The 23,866-nt window shown below is 72.6% G+C and carries 21 protein-coding genes; 9 read left to right on the forward strand and 12 right to left on the reverse strand.

Annotation, left to right across the window (positions count from 1 at the left end; genetic code table 11):
- Positions 1-9 precede the first annotated feature (9 nt).
- From ISO16_RS07525 to ISO16_RS07540, 4 genes are read left to right on the forward strand one after another with little or no spacing between them, the layout of a single operon-like run.
- On the forward strand, positions 10-927 hold the full coding sequence (locus tag ISO16_RS07525; protein WP_072635649.1) for an ABC transporter ATP-binding protein: 918 nt from the start codon (positions 10-12) through the stop codon (positions 925-927).
- Entirely contained in the window at positions 924-2,507 is a 1,584-nt protein-coding gene (locus tag ISO16_RS07530; RefSeq protein WP_230304492.1) for an ABC transporter permease, read from the forward strand. The genes ISO16_RS07525 and ISO16_RS07530 overlap by 4 nt, the downstream gene beginning before the upstream one ends.
- 60 nt (positions 2,508-2,567) lie before the next feature.
- Positions 2,568-4,691 (forward strand): MMPL family transporter, encoded by a 2,124-nt coding sequence (locus ISO16_RS07535; RefSeq protein ID WP_072635651.1) that lies wholly within the window; start codon positions 2,568-2,570, stop codon positions 4,689-4,691.
- Positions 4,692-4,723: 32 nt separating this feature from the next.
- On the forward strand, positions 4,724-6,712 hold the full coding sequence (locus tag ISO16_RS07540) for an SDR family oxidoreductase (RefSeq protein ID WP_072635652.1): 1,989 nt from the start codon (positions 4,724-4,726) through the stop codon (positions 6,710-6,712).
- Between the two features lie 60 nt (positions 6,713-6,772).
- Here ISO16_RS07540 and ISO16_RS07545 read toward each other — a convergent pair whose 3' ends face one another.
- The 5 genes from ISO16_RS07545 to ISO16_RS07565 form a co-directional block, all read right to left on the reverse strand.
- Complete coding sequence (locus tag ISO16_RS07545; protein ID WP_170914102.1) at positions 6,773-7,657, reverse strand: sucrase ferredoxin; 885 nt, start codon at positions 7,655-7,657, stop codon at positions 6,773-6,775.
- Between the two features lie 22 nt (positions 7,658-7,679).
- The gene (locus ISO16_RS07550; RefSeq protein WP_006945818.1) at positions 7,680-8,255 is read right to left on the reverse strand and encodes a YdeI/OmpD-associated family protein; all 576 of its coding nucleotides are present in this window, start codon (positions 8,253-8,255) and stop codon (positions 7,680-7,682) included.
- A gap of 2 nt (positions 8,256-8,257) precedes the next feature.
- Positions 8,258-8,779: a hypothetical protein gene (locus ISO16_RS07555; protein ID WP_050035511.1), complete on the reverse strand. Its 522-nt coding sequence runs from the start codon at positions 8,777-8,779 to the stop codon at positions 8,258-8,260.
- A gap of 271 nt (positions 8,780-9,050) precedes the next feature.
- Positions 9,051-9,518: a DIP1984 family protein gene (locus ISO16_RS07560; protein WP_029544765.1), complete on the reverse strand. Its 468-nt coding sequence runs from the start codon at positions 9,516-9,518 to the stop codon at positions 9,051-9,053.
- A 29-nt stretch (positions 9,519-9,547) separates the two neighbouring features.
- A complete protein-coding gene (locus ISO16_RS07565; RefSeq protein WP_006945810.1) occupies positions 9,548-10,654 on the reverse strand; it encodes an HNH endonuclease in 1,107 nt (368 codons plus the stop codon).
- Between the two features lie 32 nt (positions 10,655-10,686).
- Here ISO16_RS07565 and ISO16_RS07570 point away from each other — a divergent pair, with 32 nt between their 5' ends.
- Positions 10,687-10,989: a nucleoside triphosphate pyrophosphohydrolase gene (locus tag ISO16_RS07570; RefSeq protein WP_072635653.1), complete on the forward strand. Its 303-nt coding sequence runs from the start codon at positions 10,687-10,689 to the stop codon at positions 10,987-10,989.
- Between the two features lie 89 nt (positions 10,990-11,078).
- Here ISO16_RS07570 and ISO16_RS07575 read toward each other — a convergent pair whose 3' ends face one another.
- The 3 genes from ISO16_RS07575 to ISO16_RS07585 are packed head-to-tail and all read right to left on the reverse strand — an operon-like array spanning position 11,079 to position 14,206.
- Complete coding sequence (locus ISO16_RS07575) at positions 11,079-11,834, reverse strand: alpha/beta fold hydrolase (RefSeq protein ID WP_043802560.1); 756 nt, start codon at positions 11,832-11,834, stop codon at positions 11,079-11,081.
- Positions 11,835-11,849: 15 nt separating this feature from the next.
- Entirely contained in the window at positions 11,850-13,421 is a 1,572-nt protein-coding gene (locus tag ISO16_RS07580; protein ID WP_065922359.1) for a DNA polymerase Y family protein, read from the reverse strand.
- Positions 13,418-14,206, reverse strand: coding sequence for a hypothetical protein (locus ISO16_RS07585; protein ID WP_072635654.1), 789 nt, complete (start codon positions 14,204-14,206; stop codon positions 13,418-13,420). Before ISO16_RS07585 ends, ISO16_RS07580 begins: the two co-directional genes overlap by 4 nt.
- A 163-nt stretch (positions 14,207-14,369) precedes the next feature.
- Between ISO16_RS07585 and ISO16_RS07590 the strand changes: the two genes are divergently transcribed.
- On the forward strand, positions 14,370-15,626 hold the full coding sequence (locus ISO16_RS07590) for a serine/threonine-protein kinase (RefSeq protein WP_072635655.1): 1,257 nt from the start codon (positions 14,370-14,372) through the stop codon (positions 15,624-15,626).
- Between the two features lie 39 nt (positions 15,627-15,665).
- Positions 15,666-16,727, forward strand: coding sequence for a DNA polymerase III subunit beta family protein (locus ISO16_RS07595; protein WP_072635656.1), 1,062 nt, complete (start codon positions 15,666-15,668; stop codon positions 16,725-16,727).
- Positions 16,728-16,822: 95 nt separating this feature from the next.
- On the opposite strand, the gene ISO16_RS07600 is transcribed toward ISO16_RS07595, so the two are convergent.
- Positions 16,823-17,485 carry a response regulator gene (locus tag ISO16_RS07600; protein ID WP_006934956.1) on the reverse strand — a complete coding sequence of 221 codons (663 nt, stop codon included), beginning with the start codon at positions 17,483-17,485 and terminating at the stop codon, positions 16,823-16,825.
- On the reverse strand, positions 17,482-18,756 hold the full coding sequence (locus ISO16_RS07605) for an ATP-binding protein (RefSeq protein ID WP_006934957.1): 1,275 nt from the start codon (positions 18,754-18,756) through the stop codon (positions 17,482-17,484). Before ISO16_RS07605 ends, ISO16_RS07600 begins: the two co-directional genes overlap by 4 nt.
- Before the next feature lie 133 nt (positions 18,757-18,889).
- Here ISO16_RS07605 and ISO16_RS07610 point away from each other — a divergent pair, with 133 nt between their 5' ends.
- Both ISO16_RS07610 and ISO16_RS07615 read left to right on the forward strand, forming a co-directional pair.
- On the forward strand, positions 18,890-20,209 hold the full coding sequence (locus ISO16_RS07610; RefSeq protein WP_072635657.1) for a PspC domain-containing protein: 1,320 nt from the start codon (positions 18,890-18,892) through the stop codon (positions 20,207-20,209).
- Positions 20,202-20,435, forward strand: a complete 234-nt coding sequence (locus tag ISO16_RS07615) for a hypothetical protein (RefSeq protein WP_072635658.1) — start codon at positions 20,202-20,204, stop codon at positions 20,433-20,435. The genes ISO16_RS07610 and ISO16_RS07615 overlap by 8 nt, the downstream gene beginning before the upstream one ends.
- Before the next feature lie 54 nt (positions 20,436-20,489).
- Here ISO16_RS07615 and guaA read toward each other — a convergent pair whose 3' ends face one another.
- Positions 20,490-22,061: a glutamine-hydrolyzing GMP synthase gene (gene guaA, locus ISO16_RS07620; RefSeq protein WP_006934964.1), complete on the reverse strand. Its 1,572-nt coding sequence runs from the start codon at positions 22,059-22,061 to the stop codon at positions 20,490-20,492.
- A 48-nt stretch (positions 22,062-22,109) separates the two neighbouring features.
- Positions 22,110-23,843, reverse strand: a complete 1,734-nt coding sequence (locus ISO16_RS07625) for an FAD-dependent oxidoreductase (protein WP_029544781.1) — start codon at positions 23,841-23,843, stop codon at positions 22,110-22,112.
- Positions 23,844-23,866: the final 23 nt, after the last annotated feature.

Raw genomic sequence — 23,866 nt, forward strand, 5'->3', positions numbered from 1 at the left:
GTGCGTCCCATGACGTCCGCGATCCGGATCGAGGGACTGGTCAAGCGATTCGGACGATTCACCGCGCTCGACGACCTCGATCTCGAGGTCGCCACCGGCGAGGTGCACGGCTTCCTCGGCCCCAACGGCGCCGGCAAGTCCACCACGCTGCGGGTCCTGCTGGGACTGCTCCGCCCGGACGCCGGGCACGTCGAACTGCTCGGCGGCGACCCCTGGCGCGACGTGGTGAGCCTGCACCGGCGGCTCGCCTACGTGCCCGGCGACGTGAGCCTGTGGCCCGGCATGACCGGCGGCGAGGCCGTCGACCTGCTCGGCCGGTTACGCGGCGGGCTCGACCGGCGCCGCCGCGCGGACCTGCTCGACCGGTTCGAACTCGATCCGAGCAAGCGCGGCCGCACCTATTCGAAGGGCAACCGGCAGAAGGTCGCGCTCGTCGCGGCGCTGGCCTCGGACGTGGAGTTGTTGCTGCTCGACGAGCCGACCGCGGGGCTCGATCCGCTCATGTCCGCGGTGTTCCACGACGAGATCGCCCGGGAGAAGCAGCGCGGGCGGACGGTGCTGCTGTCGAGTCACATTCTCAGCGAGGTCGAGGCGCTCGCCGACCGGATGAGCATCATCCGCGACGGCCGGGTCGTCGAGACCGGCACCCTCGAGGACATGCGCGCGGACCTGCGGTCCACGATCGACGCGGTCCTCGCCGCGCCCGTGGCCGACCCGACGGCGCTGACGGCGCTGCCCGGGATCCACGACGTGCGGATCGACGGCCCGCGCGTGCACTGCGCGGTCGAGCACGGCCGCGCCGGCCCGGTGCTCGCCGCGCTGGGCCGCTACGACATCCGCAGCGTCACCGTCTCGCCGCCGTCGCTCGAGGAGCTGTTCCTGCGGCACTATCACCGGCACGGCCGGGACGGGCAGGCCCCGACGTGACGGCATCGTTGACGGGGATGCGGCCGCTGCTGCGGGCCACCGCCGAGCAGGACCGCGGCAACGTCGCGCCGTGGATCGTGCTCATCACGGCGCTGTCGGTGTCGTCGGTCCTCGCCTACGGCTGGGTGTTCCCGGACGCGGCGAGCCGGCGCACCCTCGATGCCACGCTCGGCGCGAACCCGGCTCTGCGGGTCGTGTTCGGTCCGGCTCGCGACCTGACGTACGCGGACGGGTTCAACGCGTGGCGGGCCGGGGCGCTCGGCGCGTTCTTCGCGGCCCTGATGGCGATCCTGGCCGTCACCCGCAACAGCCGCGCGCACGAGGATTCGGGCCAGGCCGAGCTCATCGCCTCCGGCGTCGTCGGCCGCCAGGCCCGGCTGGCGACGGCCGTCGCCTGGGCGGCGCTGGCCTCCGTCGCGCTCGGTGTCGTCTGCGCGGGCGCGACGATCCTCGTCGGCGGCGGTGTCGCCAACTCGATCACGCTGGCCGCGACGTTCACCGCGTCCGGGCTGGTGTTCGGCGCCCTCGCGGCGGTCACCGCCCAGCTCGGCTCCTACGCCCCCACTGCCAATACCCTCGCGATCGGGATCCTCGGAGCCTGCCTGTTGATCCGCGCCTACGTCGACGTGACCACTCCGGACGGATGGGCGATCTGGACGACCCCGCTCGGCTGGGTGCAGCAGGTCCGTCCCGCGTCGGGAAACGACTGGTGGCCGCTGGCGGCCTGCCTGACGCTGACGGCGGTGCTGCTGCTGGTCGCGTTCGTCGTACAGGCGCGACGGGACTTCGGAGTCGGCGTGATCGCGCCGTCACCCGGGCCTGCGGAGGGCGGCGCGGGGACGAGCGTGTGGGGCCTGGCGCTGCGGCTGCACCGCGGTGCGCTCGCTGCGTGGGCGACGGTGTTCGTGGCGCTCGGGGTGGTGTTCGGATTCATGTCCACCACGTTCGCCGATGTCTTCGCCGACAATCCGGCGCTCGGATCGTTGCTCGGGAGCGGCCGCGGCTCGCTCGTGTTCGGTTTCGTGGTGACGATGCTGCAGTTGATGGGCATCGTCGCCGCGGTGTTCGGGGTCCAGGTGATGATGCGGCTGCGCGCCGAGGAACTGGCGCTGCGGGTCGAACCGGTGCTGGCCGGGGCGCTGACCCGGACCCGGTACTTCGCGTCGCACGCCGGGATCGCGCTGCTCGCCCCCGCGGCGGCGCTGCTCGTGGGCGCGACGCTGTTCGCGTACGTCTCGTCGGCGCGGGGTGGACAGATTCCGGCCGGGGATCTGATCCGGCAGGCGCTCGTGACGATTCCGGCGGTGTGGGTGCTGGTCGGGCTGGCGGTCGCGGTGATCGGCGCCCGGCCCCAGGCGCGGATGCTCGGCTGGCTCGGTGTGGTCGCCGCATTCGCGCTGACGATCCTGGGGCCGCTGTTCCGGTTGTGGAACTGGATCCTGGGGATCAGTCCGTTCCGGCACGTGCCGGTGGTGACGGCGGCGCCGCCGCAGTGGCTCGGGTTCGCCGTGCTCACCGCCGTGGCCGCGCTGTTCGTCGCGGCGGGGTTCGCGGGGTTCCGGCGCCGGGACGTCGGCTGAGGACCGGACGCCACTACAGTCGCGGAGCATCGGGTCGTCACCGCGAACGGAGCACACCACATGAACCGTTGGTCCACATTCGTCGTCGACCGGCGCTGGTGGGTGCTCGGCTTGGCCGTCCTCGTCGTCGTGCTCGCCGGGGTCTGGGGCACCGGGGTGTTCGGCCGGCTCTCGCAGGGCGGGTTCTACGACCCCGGCAGCGAATCGGCCGAGGTGCAGCGCATCGTGGACGACAACTTCGGTCCGCAGACCGCCGACATCATCGCGATCTACACCCCGCCGCCCGGGCGCACCGTCGCCGACATCGGACCCGAGGTGACCGCGGTGCTCGACCGGTTCGCCGCCGAGGTTCCCACCCATGCGGTCGACTCCTACTGGTCGGCCGCGCCGCCGGCGAAGCAGCTGCTGCTGGCGAAGGACGGCGGCAGCGCGGCGGCGGCCGTCACCCTCGAGCCCGGCTCGGAGATCACCGTCACCACGTTCCAGGGCCTGCTGCCGAAGCTCGAGGTCCCCGGCGTCGACGCGCAGTTCGCGGGGAACTCGGTCGTCGGCGTCGCATTCACCACCCGGCTCGAGCGCGACCTGTTGTTCGCGGAGGCGATTGCGCTGCCGGTGACGTTGGTGCTGCTGGTGTTCATCTTCGGCGGTCTCGTCGCGGCGGCGGTCCCGGTGTTCGTCGGGGTCCTCGCCGTCCTCAGTGCCCTCGCCACGCTGCGCCTGCTCACGATGTACACCGACGTGAGCTCCTTCGCGCTGAACGTCACGTCCCTCATCGGGCTGGGCCTGGCGATCGACTACGGGCTGTTCATCGTTAGCCGCTTCCGGGAGGAACTCGACTCGGGTGCCGACCCGGCGACCGCGACCCGTCGCACCGTGCTCACCGCGGGCCGCACGGTGCTGTTCTCGGGGCTGCTGCTGATGTGCGCGTTCGCCGGAATGCTCGTCTTCCCGCAGGCGCTGCTGCGCTCGCTGGGCCTCGGCGCGATCGCCGCGGTGCTCAGCGCGGCGGTGCTCTCACTCACCGCGATCCCCGCGCTGCTGGCGATACTCGGGCACCGCATCAACGCACTGACGTGGCGGGAGGGCGCGGCGCGGCGGGGCGAGGCCCGGGCCCGGCGCTTCTGGGGGGCGGTGGTGACGAAGGTGATGCGCCGGCCGGCGCTGGTCGCGGTGACCATCACCGCCGGCCTGCTGCTGCTCGCCACGCCGCTGTTGCGCGCCTCCTTCGGGGAGATCGAGTACACGGCCTTGCCGGCGGGCGACCCGGCGCGTGCCGCCACCCAGACGCTGCTCGACGAATTCCCCTCCACCGGCAACGGCGTCACGCTCGTGCTGAGGGGCGACGAGGGCTCCGGGCCCGCCCCGGCCGTGGTCACGTCGGTGTCCCGCGCGGCGACGGACGTGGACGGCGTCGCGCAGACCGTCACCGTCGCCTCGCGGAACGACGTCGTGGTGCTGCAGGCGCTGTACGCACAGGGCGTGGAGGAGACGCCGCGGGCCGGCGAGATCGTCCGGGAACTGCGGGATCTGCCGCCCCCGCCGGGCACCGACCTGCTCGTCGGTGGCGGCCGGGCGATGGTCGACGACAGCAACGCCGCGATAGCGCGGTCGATGCCGGCAATGATCGCGATCATGGTGCTCTCGACCCTCGTGCTGCTGTTCCTGGCATTCGGGTCCGTGGTGCTGCCGCTCAAGGCGGTGGCGATGGCGGGCCTGAGCCTGGCGGCCACGTTCGGCGTGCTCACCTGGGTGTTCCAGCTCGGGAACGGAGCGGAGTTGCTCGGCGTGACCCCCAGCCCGCTGGAGCCGAGCTTCGTGGTGCTGATCCTGGCGGTGGTGTTCGGCCTGTCCACCGACTACGAGGTGTTCCTCATGTCGCGCATGGTGGAGGCACGGGCCGCCGGGGCGAGCACGGAGGAGGCGGTGCGGTTCGGCACCGAACGCACCGGCCGGGTGGTGACCTCGGCGGCGCTGCTGCTGATCGTGGTGACCGGCGCCTTCACGATCTCGGGCCTGTCGATCATGCGGTTCCTGGGTGTGGGGATGATCCTCGCGCTGATCATCGACGCGACGGTGGTGCGGATGCTGCTGGTGCCGTCGCTGGTCAAGCTGATGGGCGAGGCGAACTGGTGGGCGCCGGCGTGGATGAAGCGGGTGCACGCGAAGGTCGGCATCGGACACTAGAATCCGTTCTTACCTTGCAGTAGGTTCGGGCCATGGCCACGTACCTCGTCACGGGCGGCACCGGCTTCCTCGGCACGCACGTGCTCGGGCGACTGCTCGCGACCCACCCGGACGCCGACGTCCATGTGCTGGTCCGGCCGGCGTCGCTGCCGAAGTTCGAGGCCCTCTCCGCGCGCCTGGAGGGTGGGACCCGGCTGCACCCGCTGCTCGGCGATCTCACCGAGCCGGGACTCGGACTCGAGGCCGCGACGATTCCGCCGGCCGAGCACGTCCTACACCTCGGCGCCATCTACGATCTCACCGCCGGAGAGGAGCAGGCCGCCACGAACGTGGCGGGCACCCGCGGGGTGATCGCCCTCGCGGAGAAGCTGGGCGCGACCCTGCACCACGTCTCGTCCGTGGCCGTCGCCGGTGATCACCGCGGCACGTTCGCCGAGGACGACCTCGACCTGGGCCAGCACTTCCCGTCGCCCTACCACCGCACCAAGTTCGAGGCCGAGAAGGCGGTCCGGGCGAGCCGGGTGCGCCGGCGCATCTACCGGCCGTCCGCGATCGTGGGCAGCTCCACCACCGGCGAGATCGACAAGATCGACGGCCCCTACTACTTCTTTCCCGCCCTGGCCGCGCTGGCGGCGCTGCCGTCGCGGCTGCCGCTGGTCCTGCCCGACCTCGGCGACACCAACCTGGTGCCGGTCGACTACGTCGCGGCCGCGATCGTCGAACTGATGCATCGTCCCGGACTGGACGGGCGCACCTTCCACCTCGTCTCCCGCCCGCAACCGGTCCGCGAGGTGTTCGCGGCGCTGGCCGCGGCGGCCGGGGCCCCCGTTCCCGTCGCCGGCGTGCCCGGCGCGCTGGTACGTCCGCTGTTGTCGATCACCGCGCTTCCCGGCCTGAAGACCGCCCGACGCCTCGCCCTGCGACGGACGGGCATCCCACCGGTCGTGTTCGGCCAGCTGACCTTCCCGAGCCGGTTCGCCGACCGCAGCACCCGGGAAGCCCTGCGCGGTAGCGGCATCACGCTGCCCGAGTTCGCCGGCTATGCCCCCGTGCTGTGGCGCTACTGGCGCGAGCACCTCGACCCCGGCCGTGCCCGCAGCGACGATCCGCGTGGACCGCTCGTGGGACGGCACGTGCTGATCACCGGTGCCTCCTCGGGGATCGGACGGGCGAGCGCGATCGCCGCGGCCCGCGAGGGTGCCGTGGTCTTCGCCCTCGCCCGTCGCGCCGAGGAACTCGACGCGGTCGTCGCCGCAATCCGCGCGGGCGGCGGCAGCGCGTACGCGTATCCGTGTGACCTCACCGACCCGGCGGCGGTGGAACGCACCGTGCAGGCGGTCCTCGCCGAGCACGACCACGTCGACATGCTCGTCAACAACGCGGGACGCTCCATCCGGCGCGGGCTGTACCACTCGACGGACCGGCTGCACGACTTCGAACGCACCATGGCGGTCAACTACTTCGGTGCGGTGCGGTTGACCCTGGCCCTGGTGCCGCACATGCGCGCACGGCGGTTCGGGCACATCGTGAACATCAGCACCGCCGGGGTGCAGGCACGCACCCCGCGATACGCCGCGTACATCGCCTCGAAGTCCGCACTCGAGGGGTTCGCCGACGTCGCCGCCTCCGAAACCCGGGACGACGGAATCACTTTCACCACCATTCACATGCCGCTCGTGCGCACCCCCATGATCGAGCCCAGCGGGGCGTACAACCCGGGTCCGGCGATCAGCCCGGAGGACGCCGCGCGGATGGTGGTCCGGGCCCTCGTCGAACGGCCCAAGCGCATCGACGTGCCGATCGGCACCCTCGGCGAGCTCGGCGGCATCTTCGCGCCGGACCTGCGGGACCGGATGTTCTCGCTCTACTACCACGCCTACCCCGACGCACCCGCTGCGCGCGGCGAGCAGTGCGCCTCCGCCGACGCACCCCCGCAGCCGCGGGCGCTGCCCCGTCCGGTGCTGCCGAACCCTGCGGTGCTGCGCCGGATCGGCCGGCTACTGCCCGGCGTGCACTGGTGAGGCGGCTGCGCCGCCGGTGTGTCCTTCGGGCGGTCCCGGCCGCCCGAAGGACACACCGCACTAGAGCGCAGTTGTCTCCGTCGCCATCAGCGGTCGCACCGGCTTCGGATCGGCGCCGCAGCTGACCGGACGCGGCGGCAACTGCCGGGTCTCGACCTGCACGCGCCAGCGGCGACCGTCGCGGTGCCGCACCACCGTTCCGGCGTCGCCCTCGTCGACGACGAGCGCGTCCGCATCCGCGGGCACCTGCCCCCGCACCGCGATCTCGGCGACCTGCCCGGCCGCGGACCAGCTGCTGCGCCCCCGCAACCCCGGCAGATACACCTCGCCGCGAGCGGCGGCCGCCACGGCGTCCCGGCTCTGCGCGACGTCGAGCCGGCCGTAGGTGTAGCCGGTGGGCAGCAGGATCAGCGACGGGGCGAAGCGGTGCCCGCCGGTATGCGAACACTCCCACACGTCGTCGCCGAACTCCGCAGCCAGCGCCGCCGCCACGGGGCGCCCCAGCACGGCACAGCACCGGTCCCGTTTGCCGTGGGCGCACACCAGCGCGACGGGCCGGTCCTGCGCACGGCCGAGGCCGGGCGCCGGGCCGGCGACGATGCGCGGGATCAGGTCGAGCAGTTCCTTCGGCTCCCCGACCTCCAGCCGCTCGCACCAGCTGCCGCCCGGATCGGAGCGGGCCAGGAGCACGGTGCGGCCGTCGCCGCGGCGGGCGGTGTCACGACCGGGCCGCCGGACGAACAGGAACCGCACTCCGGCGGCGTCGGCCACGGCCGAGATCTCGCCGGCGAGGCCGGGGCCGAGAGCGGTGCCGTCGAGGACGTCGCGCCCCCAGCCGGACGGCATCTCGAGGCACACCCAGCCGGGGGCGGTCGCCGCGGTGCCGGGCAGGGGCTCGTCCAGCGCGGAGGCCGCCGAGCAGGCAGGAGGAAAGGCAAGGCTCACCCGCCCATTGTGTCCGTCCGAGCTAGTCGTGGAAGCGACGGCCCTCCGCGAGCTGCTGCACGAAGGCCTCGATGCGGCGTGCCCGGGTCTCCGGGCGCTTCGCGGCCTGCAGCCGGTACACGATCGCGTACCGGTTGCGGCCGTCGAGCGTGTCGTAGAAGGCCTGCGCCGCGGGATTGCCCGCGAGGGCGTCGAGGAAGTCCTGCGGCACCTGCGCGGTCGCCTGGCCGGCGTAGGCGCGCTCCCAGCGGCCGTCGGCGCGGGCGCGGGCGACCTCGGCGGCCCCGGCCGGCGCGAGCCGGCCCTCTGCCTCGAACCGTTCGGCGAGCGCCCGGTTACGCTGCGACCAGGGGCTGCGGGCCCGGCGCGGAGTGATGCGCTGCAGCCGGAAGTCGTCGTCGAGCCTGCGTGCCTGACTGTCGATCCAGCCGTGGCACAGCAGTTCCTCGACCACCTCGGCGTAGGTCACCGACGGATGCGCCGATCCCTTCTTGGCGAGCTTGACCCAGATGCCGGGCGAGTCCGTGTGGTGCTCACGCAGCCAGGCGGCGAAGGACTCCCGGTCCGGGAAGTACTCGACGGGCAGCTCGTCGGCCATGATCATCTCCCCAGCCGGCGCAGGCCCGCCCGCGTCCACAGGCCCAGGAAGCCCTGGGACAGGTAGGCGAGAGAGCCGAGCGCGAGCACCCACTTGACGGTGCTGACCGTCGTCGCCACCCGGACGGTGGTGTCGGTGATGCGGTCACGGTGGTCGAGCAGGTACAGGCCCGCGGCGTTCTCGACGTAGTCCGCCGCCGCGGCCACCGCCGGAGCGACGGCGAGGACCCGGCGGGTGTGCGCGGGCACGGGCCGGTGCTCGGCGAGCGATCGCGCACCGGCCTGCAGTGCGATGGCAAAGATCAAGGGATGCACCAGATCCCAGTAGTAGTGCCGGCGATACCGCGGGGCGGTGTCCGCGTCGAGTCCGTCGAGAACGTTGCGGTATGTCGCCGCGGAGAAGGCGGTCTGGATCCGTCCCACCGCCGGCGCGGCGGGGCCGAGCACGCGGGCGATGTTCGCCTGCGACACCACGAATACCGCGGCGGCGGCCAACAGTCGACGGTCGGACGCGGTCCATGTCATGCGGCGATCCTAGCGGCTGCGCCGCAGCGCGAGCGCCCTGTCGGGCCGACGGCTCGTGGGTGCCCCGTTCCCGCCCTCCCCGATCCGGATCAGCACGTGGTGATGAACTGTGCCGGCGTGCACCGTGCCCTCGTGCGTCGTGCAGGGCTGCCCTGTGTGCGGGAGTCGAACCCGCGGCGCTGCCCTCCGCGCGCCTGAGGATACAAAAAGGTCGATTCACCGCGACCCACGGCGTGTGTTCGCTTCCGATTCGGGTACCCGCTGCCCACGATCACTCGTCGATCAGATCAACCTCCCAGTTCACGCGCTGGATCTCCATGTCCACCTGCCGGATCCGGCGGGCCAGGTCGTCGGTGGTGCGCCGCAGGTCCCGGACCGACAGCGCCGAGACGTATGCCAGTTCGGACCGGAGTTGTCGCCCGTATCGGTCCCTGCTGCCCGAGGCCGCGTCCGCGGCCGCGGTCAGCGCACGGTGCCGGGCCTGCAAGGCGTCCCGTTCGGCCAGCGCGTCGGTGAGCGTGCGGTCGCCGACGCGGGTGGCGGTGTTCGTCTTGTTGATCCGAGCGATCAGCAGCGCATGCCGATCGATGGCGTCGGTGAGTTGGTCGAGGAGCTCGCCGGCATTCTCGGCGGGCTCCTCACCCTCCTGGTACCGGGCGTTGGCCACGATCCGGGTGCCGAGCTGCTCGATCCGCCGTTTCAGCTCGCCTCGCTCGGCGAGTGCCTCTGCCAACCGCATGGCGTCGAATCGTAGACGACCGGTCGTGTTCATGTGAACCCGGTTTCCGGCACCGTCGAGACCACCCAGCCGGGCGGAAATACCGTGTCCCACGTTCCGGTCCGCGAACGGCCCTGCCACGTCGGCGTGCCCGGGGGTGAGCTGCGGTACAGGCCGCGCGCGGCGGCAAGAGTGCGGTCGTACTGAGTCGGCCAACCGATGTCGGCGGCGAGCTGCTCGAGGACGGTGCGATCTCGGCTCAACGCCCGCTCGGTGTGCGCCAACGCGGGCAGCGAATCCCGCTTGTCGGTGTTGCAACCTCCGCAGGCGAGTACGAGATTGGCCAGCCCGTCGAGAGGCACCCGGGACCACGGTAGCACGTGGTCCACCGGATTTCCATCGGAAAGGCTTGTCGCACAATAGAAACACTGCGTTCCGAAGGCCTCGCGCAGCGCCACGCGCGGCTTCGCGAGCGAGACGCGGTCGCGGCCGAACAGGTGCCCCGCGATGTCGGGAACGTCCTCGTCGAGAAAGGCGTTGTAGCGGCGCACGTCCTGAACCCACAGGATCTCCAGTGTCGGGGTGAGCAGACCGGACAGGCGGGCCAGCGCCGCCGCGACCCCCGGAAACAGGCGGATTACGCCACCGTGCCGGGCAATCGCCGCTCGGGTGATTCCGGAGTGCAACCAGGAGTCGTCGTAGAGGAACGGTTCGCCACGTCCGCCCGGTAGCCGCTGCAGCCGGTACAGCGGTTGCTGCGCCAGTGTGAGCGCGACCTCCGCGACAGCCTCGCGGTACAAGTCGGGCATCCGCAGCCTCGCGATGGACAGGCCGACCACCCCGCCGGCGTTCGCCGCACCGCGCAGCACCTCCACCGCCGTCAGGATCCGAGCCTTCGGCTGCGAGGACTGGCGCAACCGGTGCCCGTCGAACGGACGGACCTGGGGCCAGTACAGGTCGATCACCCGCTCGGCCAGGGCGTCGATCGGCACGTCGAGTGCCGCAGCCGGGTCCGCCGGCAGATGTTCGACGCAGAAGCCGACAAGTGCCGAAAGGGTCGCAAGCTTGTAAGTGGCGGTCCGGGCACCGGTCTCGAGGACGGCGACGACGCGCTGACCGAGCGCGAGGGCGTCCGTGGGTGGTCCGGTACCGTCCACCCCGCCACGGTAGCGCAGCGGGAGGAATCATGATGGGCAAGCTGGTCCGCGACCGGATTCCCGACATCATCGAGGCCGACGGCCGGGTGGCGCACACCCGTGTACTCGATCGGGACGAGTACCGCAGCGCCCTGCTCGACAAGCTGGTCGAGGAAGCACACGAGCTGCGGGAGGCGCACAACGGCGACGAGCGGCTCGGCGAACTCGCCGACGTGCACGAGGTGTTCACGTCCCTGCTCGCCGCGTTCGGGATCGCCGCCGAGGAGGTGGCTGCCGCGGCCACCGCCAAGCGCGCCGAGTGCGGCGGCTTCGATCGCCGCATCTGGCTGGAATAGCGTCGGTACACCGGCAACAGGTTCCGGACAGCGACAACCGTCTCGACGGTTGTCGCTGTCCGGAAGCTCTGTCGTGGCGGAACGAGTGCTCAGGTGAGGAAGGGCAGCACGGCGGCCTCGAACTCGCGGTGCCGATCGCGGTGGATGCTGTGGCCGCAGGTGAAGTCGTGGACCGCGACGTCGCCTAGGACGTCCACAGCGGCCTCGAGCCGGGCCGGATCGACCATGCTGCCCGGCCCGCCCCGCAGGATCATCGTCGGTGCGGTGATCCGCGGAAGATGTTCCCACCACCGCGGATTCGGCGCGCGGAACTGGGTGAGCGCCGAGCCGGTCATGGAGCGGTCGAAGGCGAACGTCGCGCGCGGATTGCGCAGCAGGCTCGTCGAGGCGTGCCACAGCTCGGCCGGCGACGGCAGGCGCCCGCCGAGCACCTGCGGCGGATCGCCCGGGCGCAGCGGCAGCGGCGCCTCCTCGAGCACCAGGCGCCGCACCAGGCCCGGGCGCTGCTGCGCGACGAGGGATCCGGTGTGCCCGCCGAGGGAATGCCCGACGAGGTCGACCGTCTCGAGGCCCAGGTGTTCACAGAGCCCGAGCACGTCGGCGCCGAACTCGTCGAAGCGGTAGGACGCGGCGCGGGCGCTGCGCCCGTGGCCGCGCAGGTCCACCGCGACGACCCGCCGGCCGGCCGCGAGCAGGGACCGGGCGAACCGGTCCCACGTGCGTCCGTCGCCGCCCATCCCGTGCACCAGCATCACCGGCACCGGGTGGTGGCCCGTCCTGGGAGCCGAATCCCGGTAGGCGATCGCCACACCGTTCGGCGCGGCCGTCAGCACACTGGTCTCCACGTCAACCGAGGGTACTCACTCGTAGACGCCCTCCACATGCCAGCGGTCGTCGACGTGGATCACCAGCAGGGCCCGGGACTCCTCGAGCCGCACCTGCAGCCGCGCCGCCGCCCGCGCCGCGGCCGGGTCCCACCAGTACTCGTCCACCGGCCACGGCCCGGCCCAGGCGTGCACCCGCCAGCTGCGGCTGCCCCAGCTCAGCCGGGTGGGATCGCCGCTGAGCAGACCGCGCTCGGTCACCGTCACCGGGGTGCCCGACGCGTCCTCGAGCGCGATCGGGGGCAGGGTGGTGAGCACCACCGCCGGGGCGGGCGGGGGCAGCCGACCCGGCCACGGCGCCGACGGATCCGTCGCCGGCACCCGCTCCTCCCCCAGCGGCACGAGGGTCACCCGTTCCAGCGGGCCACGTCCGCCGCTGAGCACCCCCACCAGCACGGCTTCGCCACCGAGCAGTCCCTGCACCCGCACCAGGGCGCGCCGGGCCCGTTCGTCCTCGTCGCCGGCCCCGCCCCACAGGCCCAGCTGCAGCGCCCCCGCCGCCACCACCTCCACCGGTTCGAGCCGCAGCAGCACGATCCCGGCGGTGGGGCGGGTCGCGCTGTGCCCGGTGAGCCAGCCGTCGAGCTGCCAGCGCACCCGGTCGGCGGTGCCGTCCGGGGTCAGCGGTTCGGCGCAGCGCCACGTCCGGGCCAGCTCCTCACCGTTGCCGGTGCGGGCGGCCACCAGCAGCCGGGTGCAGGCCACCCCCGCCGCGGCCAGCCGGGTGTGCAGCAGCGCGGCGAGCGCCCGGCCGGCGAAAGCGGCCGAGTCGACCCGTTCGAGCGGCGGATCGCAGGGGCGCTCCACCACCAGATCGGGCGGCAGGGCACGACCGGACGGCGGGCGCTGCGGCCGTGCCCGTGCGCTGCGGTGCGCGGCGACGGCGTCCGCACCGAAGCGGGAGGCGACGTCGGTCGGCGACAGCGCGGCGAACGCCCCGATCGTGCGCAGACCGAGCCGTTTCAGCAGGTCCACCAGGTCGACGCGGTCCGGCGCGGTCAGGGACGGCTCCACGCAGATCTCCGAAATATTCAGGGGTGCAAGGAATTCCTCGTCCTCTCCGGGCGGGACGAGGCGGGCGTGGCGGGCGGCGAGCACCGCGGTGAACAGCTCGTCGGCGATGCCGACCTGGCATTCGACGCCGGTGGCGGCCACCTCGTCGACCAACCGCTCGGCCGCCGCCTCCTCGGAACCGAACCAGCGCACGACGCCGCGTGCAGCGAGCACCACCAGACCGGGGCGCAGCACCTCCACGCCGGGCGCCGCCGCGTCGATCGCCGCCACCACCGGCTCGAACAACCGCGCATCGCGGCCCGGATCATCCTGGGCGACATACAAATCCGGACACCGAGCCTGAGCCTCCCGTCGCCGCAGGCCCCGTCGCACGCCGGCGGCCCGGGCCGGTGCGGAACAGGCCGCCACGCGGTTGGCCGAGATCACCGCCACCGGCGCCGTGGGCGGCAGGTCGGCAGCCGCGGCGGCGGCGATCGCCGGCCAGTCCGGACACCACAGGGCCACCACCCGGGCCGGGCAGCCGGATTCGCTCACCGCGCCACCTCCGCCGGGCGGGGCACACTCCCCACCCGCGCCGGTTCTCCGGGGCGCCACTCCACTCCGGTTCGACCGGCACACAAGTCTATTCGCGCCACACGGGGCTGGAAGGCACGGCCCTGCGCGCGCACGGAAAGCCCGGTGCCGCACAGCCTGCCCCGAGCCGAGGCCGACAGTCCCCGGTAGCCGTGCACCGCGGCCTCGAGCCGCACGTGCGCTCCGTCCCACCGGCCGTCGGTGACCATCAGGGCCGCGCCCTTGCTGCGGGCCCGCGCAACCACCGCCCGGGTCCGCGCCGGCGGCACCACGGCGCCCCCGAGGCCGAGGACGACGAGGTCCATGCCGTCGAGCAGGACGGCGGCCACCTCCACCGGATCCGGTCCGGGCTCGGGGATCAGCGCGATCCGGCTCAGTTCGGCCCCCATCTCGGCGGCGGCGAGCAGGCCGAGGCGGCGATGCCCGACGACGGCGGCGTGCCCACCGGCGGCGGTGGCCGAGGCCAGCACACCGATCAGCAAAGACATTGCCCCGGAGAAACTTACGACGGATCCGCGGACCAGGCCACCGTCCGGGAGCAGCCGTGCGAGCGGCTCGGGTACCGGAAGCAGCCGGTCGACCGGCACCGGGGACGTCGCGGGCTCGGCGGGGCGGGGACGAGCACTCTCCCCCCTCACAGGAATCGCGGCGATCTGCCGCCGCAACGCCTCGAGCCGTTCCTGCCGGGGGAGCCCCGCCGGAGCCTGCGACCCGCCCTCGACCGGAAACTCGGCCACCTCACCCACACGAACTCCCCTCGCCCTGCGCCGGCCGCGTATAGCACGGCCCACCGACAAACCGCGGGGAAGACGCGATTGTTCGAACACGTATTCGAACAGGTTCAGTAGACCCGACGGCGGGGCGCCCGTCAAGCGATGGCCCACCGCGGCATCCACTACCCTCGTCAAGGTGGCGGAACAGGAGCGAGCGGCAAGCGTCGTCGGCCCGGATCAGCTGGTGGCCGGACGTTATCGACTCGTCTCCAAGCTCGGCGGCGGTGGTATGGGCGCGGTCTGGCTCGCGCACGACACCCTGCTCGACCGGGACGTGGCCGTCAAGCAGGTCACCTCGACCGTGGGCCTGCCCACGGAGGCCGCCGAGGAGATCCGCCGCCGTACGCTGCGCGAGGGCCGGATCGCCGCCCGCCTCACCCACGAGCACGCCATCTCCATGTACGACGTCGCCCTCCACTCCGGCGAGCCGTGGCTCGTCATGGAGCATCTGCCCTCCCGCAGCCTCGCCCAGGTGATGAACATCGCCGACACCCTGCCGCCGCTCGAGGTGGCGCAGATCGGCACACACATCGCCGACGCGCTCGCCGCCGCCCACGCCGCCGGGATCGTGCACCGCGACATCAAGCCGGGCAACATCCTCGTCGCCGAGCGCGGCCGCGAGCTGGGCACCGTGAAGATCAGCGACTTCGGCATCGCCCGCGCCAAAGGCGACCACGACCGTTCCGGTGTGATCACCGGTACCCCCGCCTTCTTCGCACCCGAGGTCGCCCGCGGCAGCGATCCCACCGAGGCCAGCGACGTCTTCTCCCTCGGCGCGACCCTCTACACCGCAATCGAGGGCCAGCCACCGTTCGGCATCGACCCCGACTCGATCGCCCTGCTGCACCGCGTCGCCCGCGCCGAGATCATCCCGCCGACCCGGACGGGCCCGCTGACCGACGTCCTCCTCGCGATGCTGGAACCGGACCCCGCCCGCCGCCCGACGATGGAGCAGGCCCGGGACCGTCTCGCCGCGGTCGCCTTCGGGCCCGACGCCGATCCGGCACTGCTCCGCGGCCGGCCGATCCTGTCCGCCGACGGCACCGTCCCCGTGTGGGCGCGGCGCGCCACGACCCTCGTCGGTTCCCGGCGCACCGCGGGCACCGGGGGCACCCTCACCGGGTTGCCCGCAGCTCCCCACAGCGCGCCCCGCTCGATGTCACCGCGGGGCCTGCCCCGCTCGATGTCACCGCGGGGCGTGCCCCGCTCGATGTCACCGCGGGGCGTGCCCCGCCCTGCGGAGCTGCTGCACCGGCTGCGGCCCACCGGTCCCCCGCCGCGCACCACGCAGGAGAAGATCGTGGCGTTCGCACCGATGGCGATGGCGGTCATGGTGGCCGTGCTCGTTCTCGCGCTGATCGTGGCCCTGATCATCGCGGTCGTCGTGAGCTGAGCTTGACCTTCGGGTCGGCCGAAGCTCGATGATGGGGCCGTGACCACCTTCCCAGACCTGATCACGATCGGCACCATGGCCCGGCTCAGCGGGCTCACCCCGGGAGCACTGCGGTTCTACGGCGACTGCCGGCTGCTCGTGCCCGCCGTGGTCGATCCCGTCACCGGCTACCGGTACTACACGGTCGACCAGCGCGAGCGAGCGGTGACGATCCGTCAGCTCCGCGAACTCGACGTCCCGCTCGACGACGTCGGCCGGATCCTCGACGGCGATGCCGAGTCCGGTGCCGCGCTGCTCGACGAACACGTCGCCGAGCTGCATCGCCGGGCCGAGCGCGCGACCCGGCTGGCCTCCGCCGTCAAGGCCCGCCTCGTGGCGCCGCCGACGGTCGTCGTGCCGGGCCGGCTCCTCGCCGACACCGTCGAACGCGTCCTTCCGTCCGTCGCCACGGATTCGGAAATCCCTTGTCTGACAGGCATTTTCGTTGAGGTCGACGCCGGGGCGGTGGTCCTGACGGCGACGAACCGTTACCGGCTGACCACCGGCTCGGTGACGGCCGCGGCCCGCACCGGGAACCCGTTCCGCACCGTCGCCGACGGCTCCGCGCTCCGCGGGACCGCCGCGTGGCTGCGGGAACACGAGAACGTCGGCCTGGCCCTCGACGACGACTCGGGCGCGCTCACCCTCACCGGCGCGGACGGCGAGCGGCACCGCTGCCCGGCCGTCGGGGGCACCTTCCCCGACTACGGCAGCATGCTCGCCGCCCTCGACCCACCGGTCACGCGGGTGATCGTGCACCGCGACGCCCTGGCCGGGGCCGTGCGCGACGCCGCGGCCGGCACGATCGACCTGCGCGTGCGGGCGGCGGCACTCACCGTCGGCCACCGGGGGCACGACCGCGTGCTGCCCGCCGACGTCACCGGCGCCGACCTGGATCTCTCCTTCGACCGGGACGGGCTGGGAGCCGCCCTCGACACTGCCGTCGGCCCGGAGGTGCTGCTGGACATCGCCTCCTACGACCGGCCCGTCGTGATCCGTTCCGCTGCCGCCGGCGACCTGACCACCCTGGCCATGCCCGTCCGCCGAGAAGAACACCCGTGACCGCGACCCGACCATGACCGCCGTCGCCGGGGCGATGACCGCGGCAGCTCTCGTGGCCGGATCGACCGAGCGGCTGCCCACGCACGGAACTCCGGTCAGTCGATCCGCCGCCGGTGCGCCCACCGGGTGAGCGCATTGCGGTTGGACTGCTGGGTCTTGCGCAGCACGTTCGACGCGTGCGTCTCGACGGTCTTGACCGAGATCACCAGTTCCTCGGCGATCTCGCGGTAGGTGTAGCCGCGCGCCAGCAGGCGCAGCACCTCGAGCTCCCGGGGGGTGAGCGAATCGAGTTCGGGGTCGAGCGGCGGCTCGGGGACGCTCGAGCGGCCGGTGAACGAGTCCAGGACGAACCCGGCCAGGCGCGGGCTGAACACCGCGTCCCCGCCGGCGACGCGGCGCACCGCGTCGGCCAGTTCGGCCCCCGAGATGGTCTTGGTGACGTAGCCGCGGGCGCCGGCCCGGATCACCGCGATGACGTCCTCGGCGGCGTCGGAAACGCTCAGCGCCAGACACACCGGGCCCTCGGTGATCCGCCCGAGCACCGCCACCCCGCCCCCGTCGGGCATGTGGACGTCGAGCAGGACCACGTCGGGGCGGGTGGCATCGATTCCCGCGACCGCTTCCGCGACGGTGCCGGCCTCGCCGACGACCTCCATGTCGCTCTCCCGGCCGAGTTCGGCGCGCACCCCCGACCGGAACACGGCATGGTCGTCGACCAGGAACACACGGAAACGGCGGGAGGCGTCGAGTGACGTCAAGTGGGCTGCTCCTCTGGATGGGCGTCGGTGCCCTCCCACTCTAGGGTCGTCGTCCGCTCCGGTCCGGCACCGGCACGGGGCATGTGGATGCGGATCTCCGTGCCCTTGCCCGGGTTCGAGCGCACACCGACCCGGCCGCCGCGACGCTCCACGCGACCCCGGATCGAACGGGCCAGGCCCTGCCGGTCCTCCGGCACCGCGGATTCGTCGAAGCCGACGCCACGGTCCCGGACGAAGACGCTCACCTGTTCGGGTTCGACCTCGACGAACAGGTCCACGCTGTCCACCCGCGCGTGCTTGGCCGCGTTGACCAGTGCCTCCCGGGTGGCGCCCAGCAGCGCGGTGAACGACTCGGCGGTCAGGTCCTCGTCGTCGCCGGGCACCACGTCGCCGACGATCACCGGCGCCACCGAGACCCCGTACTGGTCCTCCACCTCGCCGGCGATGGTGCGCAGCGCCTCGGCCAGGCTGGTGTGCGGGGTCTCGCCGCCGCCGAACAGCCAGCGGCGCAGCTCGCGTTCCTGGCTGCGCGCCAGGCGCAGCACCTCCTGCGAGTTGTCGGCCTGCTTCTGAATCAGGGCGAGCGTCTGCAGCACCGAATCGTGCAGGTGCGACGCGATCTCCTCGCGTTCCTCGTTGCGGACGCGGGCGGCGCGTTCCTCCTCGAGCGCGCGCCACATCCGCACCCACAGCGGCACCGACAGCAGGCCGGCCCCGACCAGCGTCACCAGCACCGCCAGCACCGACGAGCGCAGGGCCGCCACGTCGACCTGGGCGAGGATCACGACACCGAGCCCGAGCACGATGAGCGAGGCGCCGCCGACCACCCGCGCCCAGGTCAGCACCGTCGGGCGGGCGGGCAGGCCCAGCACCGAACGCGGTCCCTCGGCGTCGAACTCGCGCCAGACCAGCGCGGCGCCCACCGCCACCACGACGACAGGCGCGATCACTGAGCCCACACCGCCGTTGAGCAGCCACGAAAGCCCTACGGCCAGGCCCAGTCCGATGACCGCCAGGCCCAGCGCCCGGCGCCGCTCGGTGGGCGACGGCGGTTCGGTGTCCGAGCCCTGCGGCGTGAGCGCCCACAGCAACCCGTAGGCGACGATGCCGAGGCCGGCGAGCGCCGCCAGGACCGTGAACGCCACCCGCACCTTGAGCACGTCGACCCCGAGGTGGTCGGCGAGACCACCGGCCACGCCGCCCACGACCCGGCCGCCGACCCGGCGCTCGAGGCGGGGGGTGGGCAGGTGCGGGTAGGGAACCGGCTGCATACCTTCGATACTGGCACGCGCACCCCGCCCCGGGCATCCGGGACGAACCCTGAGCCGGCGGCCGCGCGCAGCCGCAGAATTCAGGGTCGGTCCCTGATGTGCGGCGGGGCGGCGGTCGAGAAGGATGTGCAGCATGAACACGCGAAGCTTCCCCGAGCAGCTCTCGGACATGTGGCGCACCCGTCCGGTCCGGCTGCCACGGCAGGGCCATGTCGCCGGGGTGTGCGCGGGCATCGGCGTGCGGTACGACGTGGATCCGGTGCTGATCCGCGTGGCGTTCGTGGTGTCCACGTTCTTCGGCGGCGCCGGCCTGGTGCTGTATCTGGCGTGCTGGCTGCTGCTGCCGCGCTACGGCGATCAGGTCTCCCCCGCCGAGTCCCTCGTCGGCCGGGGGCACAGCTCCGAATCGAGCACCAAGGCCGTGGTGCTCCTGGTGGTGCTGGCGGTCGCGGCCAGCGCCTTCGGCCCGATGGGCCCCGGGGTCGGCGGTTCCGGGTTCGTGAGCATGGTGCTGATGCTCGGCGGCCTGTGGCTGCTGTACCAGCGCCGGCCCGAACCCCCGGCGCTGCCCGGGGCGCCGCAGCTGTTCCCACAGAACCCCTTCCAGGCCCCGTTCCAGCAGAGCCAGTACCAGCAGGCGCCCTTCGCGCAGCACACCGCCGCCACCGGGCCCGCGCCGGCGGATCCGAACTTCTGGACGAAGCCGGAACCGGACTCGCCCCGGGCCGCCGGCGCGGAGTCCGCCGAGGCGAACCCGGAGCCCCCGCAGGATCCGTTGTTGCAGCGCCCGACGCCGCCGTCCTGGGATCCGCTCGGCGTCGCACCGTTCGCCTGGGACCTGCCCGAGCCGGCGCCCGCGCCGTCGGTCGTGCCGGCGAAACAGCCCCGCTCACGGCTCACCACGACGGTGCTGGGCCTGGCGGTGCTCGCCGCGGCGGCCGCCGGCGCGGTGGCCTCCGCGGGTGAGGTCGCCTGGCTCACACCGGCGCGGATCGGCGCGATCGCGCTCGCGGTGATCGGACTCGGCCTGCTGTTCGGGGCGTTCCTGCACCGCGGCTACGGACTGCTGGTGGTGACGGGCCCGTTGCTCGGGTTCGTGGTGCTGGCCTCGCTCGTCGGGCCGATCGACACCTCGTCGTGGGGGGAACAGCTGTACTCGCCCCGCACCGCCGCGGAACTGCAGCCGGCGTACTCGGTGCAGATGGGTGCCCTGCAACTGGACCTGCGCGGGCTCGAACTCACCGAGGACGAGACCGTCACCGTCGAGACCCGCTTCGGTGCCACCGAGATCATGCTGCCGAAGAACCTCGACGTCGACGTCGTCTGCACCGAGCGGGCCTCGAACCCGTGCACGATGCAGGGCCTCGACGGCGGCGACGACGGCGTCGGCGGACCGGTCCTGACCCTGAACCTCGACACCGCATTCGGCAACTCGGAGGTGCGCCGTGGCTGACGTCGACACCGACCCCACCGACCCCACGACCGGCACCCGCCGGCGGGGCCCGTCGATCCTGATGCTGCTGTCCGCGATTGCGGCGCTGGCGGTCAGCGGGTGGGCGCTGATCGGGCCGTTCTCCCTCGAGCCGCTCGCGAACGTCGAATTCCGCTGGCTGCTCGTCGCGCTCGCCGTCGTCGTCGGCGCGGCCCTGGTGTTCGCGCCAGGCAAGAAGAAGCGCTGACACCCCGGAACGCACTGCGCCCTTCGGATCGGATCCGAAGGGCGCAGCCGCGTCTCACTCCCACTCGATGGTGCCCGGCGGCTTGCTCGTGACGTCGAGGACGACGCGGTTGACGTCGGGGACCTCGTTGGTGATGCGGGTGGAGATCCGCTCGAGGGTCTCGTACGGCAGCCGGGTCCAGTCCGCGGTCATCGCGTCCTCGCTGGAGACCGGGCGCAGCACGATCGGGTGGCCGTAGGTGCGGCCGTCGCCCTGCACGCCCACGCTGCGCACGTCGGCGAGCAGCACCACCGGGCACTGCCAGATCTGTCCGTCGAGACCGGCCGCCGTGAGTTCCTCGCGGGCGATGGAGTCGGCGCGGCGCAGGATCGCGAGGCGTTCGCCTGTGACCTCACCGATGATGCGGATGCCCAGGCCCGGTCCGGGGAAGGGCTGGCGGCCGACGATCTCCTCGGGCAGGCCGAGTTCGCGGCCCACCGCCCGCACCTCGTCCTTGAACAGCAGGCGCAGCGGCTCGACCAGCGCGAACTGCAGATCCTCGGGGAGACCACCGACGTTGTGGTGGCTCTTGATGTTGGCGGTGCCGGTGCCGCCGCCGGACTCGACGACGTCCGGGTACAGGGTGCCTTGGACCAGGAACTCGACGGTCTCGCCGTGGGCGGCGTTCTCGCCGAGCACCTCCGACACGGCGCCCTCGAAGCTGCGGATGAACTCGCGCCCGATGATCTTGCGCTTGGTCTCCGGATCCGTCACGCCGGCCAATTCCCGCAGGAAGGTCTCGGCGGCGTCCACCGTGACGAGCCGGGCCCCCGTCGCGGCGACGAAGTCCTTCTCGACCTGCTGCCGCTCGCCCTCACGCATCAGGCCGTGGTCGACGAACACGCAGGTCAGGCGGTCGCCGATGGCGCGCTGCACCAGGGCCGCGGCCACCGCGGAATCCACCCCGCCGGACAGGCCGCAGATGGCACGGCCGTCACCGACCTGCTCGCGGATCTGCTCGATCAGGGCCTCGGCGATGTTCGCGGCCGTCCAGGCGGCGGGGATACCGGCGATGTCGTGCAGGAACCGGCTGAGCACCTGCTGGCCGTGCGGGGAATGCAGCACCTCGGGGTGGTACTGCACGCCGGCGAGACGGCGCGCGCGGTCCTCGAACGCGGCGACGGGGGCGCCGGCGCTGCTGGCGGTCACTTCGAAGCCGGCCGGCGCGGCGGTGACCCCGTCGCCGTGGCTCATCCACACCGGCTGCGTCGCGGGCAGGCCGTCGTGCAGGACACCGCCGGTGACGGACATCTCGGTGCGCCCGTACTCGCGGTTGCCGGTGTGCGCGACGGTGCCGCCGAGCGCCTGGGCCATGGCCTGGAAGCCGTAGCAGATGCCGAACACCGGGACGTCCAGATCGAACAGCTTCGGGTCGAGTTGCGGCGCCCCGTCGGCGTAGACGCTGGAGGGGCCGCCGGAGAGCACCACGGCGAGCGGCTCACGGGCCGCGATCTCCTCCACCGTCGTGGTGTGCGGCACGACCTCGGAGTAGACCTTCGCTTCGCGGACGCGGCGGGCGATCAGCTGCGCGTACTGGGCTCCGAAGTCGACGACGAGGACCGGCCTGGACTGCTGGGTTTGCGACACCCGAACAGTCTAGAGGCCCGGTCCTCGCCCAACGAACGGCGGTTCGGGTCAGGCGACGCCGGAGGTGGAGCCGCTGCGGACCTCGACGATCGGCAGCGACAACGCGCCCGGAGCGCCCGCGGGCACCACCGGCTTCTTCGGGGCGATCGGGTCCAGCCGGCGGTAGCCCTCGCCCTGGGCGGGGCGCAGGTCCTGCTCCCCCTTGTTCGGCCACAGCGCCGCCGCGCGCTCGGCCTGCGCGGCGATCGTCAGCGACGGGTTGACCCCGAGATTCGCCGAGACCGCGGCTCCGTCGACGACGCTCAGCGTCGGATATCCGTACACGCGGTGGTACGGGTCGATGACGCCGTGCTCAGGGTCGGTCCCGATCACGCAGCCGCCGAGGAAGTGCGCGGTGAGCGGGATGTTGAAGATCTCCCCCCAGGTGCCGCCGGGGACGCCGTCGATCTTCTCGGCGATGCGGCGGGTGGCCTCGTTGCCGACGGGAATCCACGTCGGGTTGGGGTGCCCGTGGCCCTGCCGGCTGGTGACCTTACGGCGGCCGAGCAGGCCCTTCTTGGTGTAGGTGACGATCGAGTTGTCCAGGTTCTGCATGACCAGGGCGATGATGGTGCGCTCGCTCCAGTCCTTGACGCTGAGCATCCTCCCCATCTGGACCGGGTTCCGCGCGGCCTGGCCGAGGAACTTCAGCCACCGCGGGACACGGCCGCCGCCGTCGGTCATCAGGGTCTGCAGCAGACCCATCGCGTTGGAGCCCTTGCCGTAGCGGACGGGTTCGATGTGGGTGTCCGCGGTGGGATGGAACGACGAGGTGATCGCCACCCCGCGGGTGAGGTCGAGTTCCGGATCGACGCGCATCTTGCCGGCACCGACGATCGATTCGGAGTTGGTGCGGGTCAGGTGCCCGAGCCGGTCGGACAGCTGCGGCAGGCCGCCGGTGTCCTTGAGGTGGTGCAGCAGGTGCTGGGTGCCCCAGGTGCCGGCGGCCAGCACCACGTGCCCGGCGGTGTAGGTGCGACGGTTCTTCCGCTTCCATGCGCCGGTGCGCTCGGTGTCGACGTCCCATGTGCCGTCGGCGGCCCGGCGCAGGCCGGTGACCGTGGTGAGGGGGACGATCTCGGCGCCGGCGCGCTCGGCGAGCCCGAGGTAGTTCTTCAGCAGTGTGTTCTTGGCACCGTGCCGGCAACCGGTCATGCACTCGCCGCATTCGATGCAGCCCGTGCGGTCGGGGCCGACACCACCGAAGTACGGGTCGGCGACGGTGCGGCCGGGCTCACCGAAGAACACGCCCACCGGGGTCTGGATGAAGGTGTCCCCGACGCCCATGTCCTCGGCGACGGACTTGACGATCTCGTCGGCGGGGGTCATGTGGGGGTTCTGCACCACGCCGAGCATGCGACGGGCCTGGTCGTAGAACGGGCTGAGCTCGTCGTTCCAGTCGGTGATGTGCGCCCACTGGCTGTCCTGGAAGAACGGGGCAGGCGGCTTGTAGAGGGTGTTGGCGTAGTTGAGGGATCCGCCGCCGACGCCGGCGCCGGCGAGGATGAGGACGTCGTGCAGCAGATGGATCCGCTGGATGCCGAAGCACCCCAGCTTGGGCGCCCACAGGAAGCGCTTGAGATCCCAGCTGGTCTTGGCGAAGTCCGCGTCGGCGAAGCGCCGGCCGGCTTCGAGGATGCCGACCTTGTACCCCTTCTCCACGAGCCGCAGGGCCGTCACACTTCCGCCGAACCCCGATCCGACGATGAGGACGTCGTAGTCCGTCGCGCGCTGCTCACCCACCGAAACACCTCCATGACGCTGGT

This window comes from Rhodococcus sp. M8 (assembly GCF_015654185.1).
Taxonomy (GTDB): Bacteria; Actinomycetota; Actinomycetes; order Mycobacteriales; family Mycobacteriaceae; genus Rhodococcus; species Rhodococcus aetherivorans.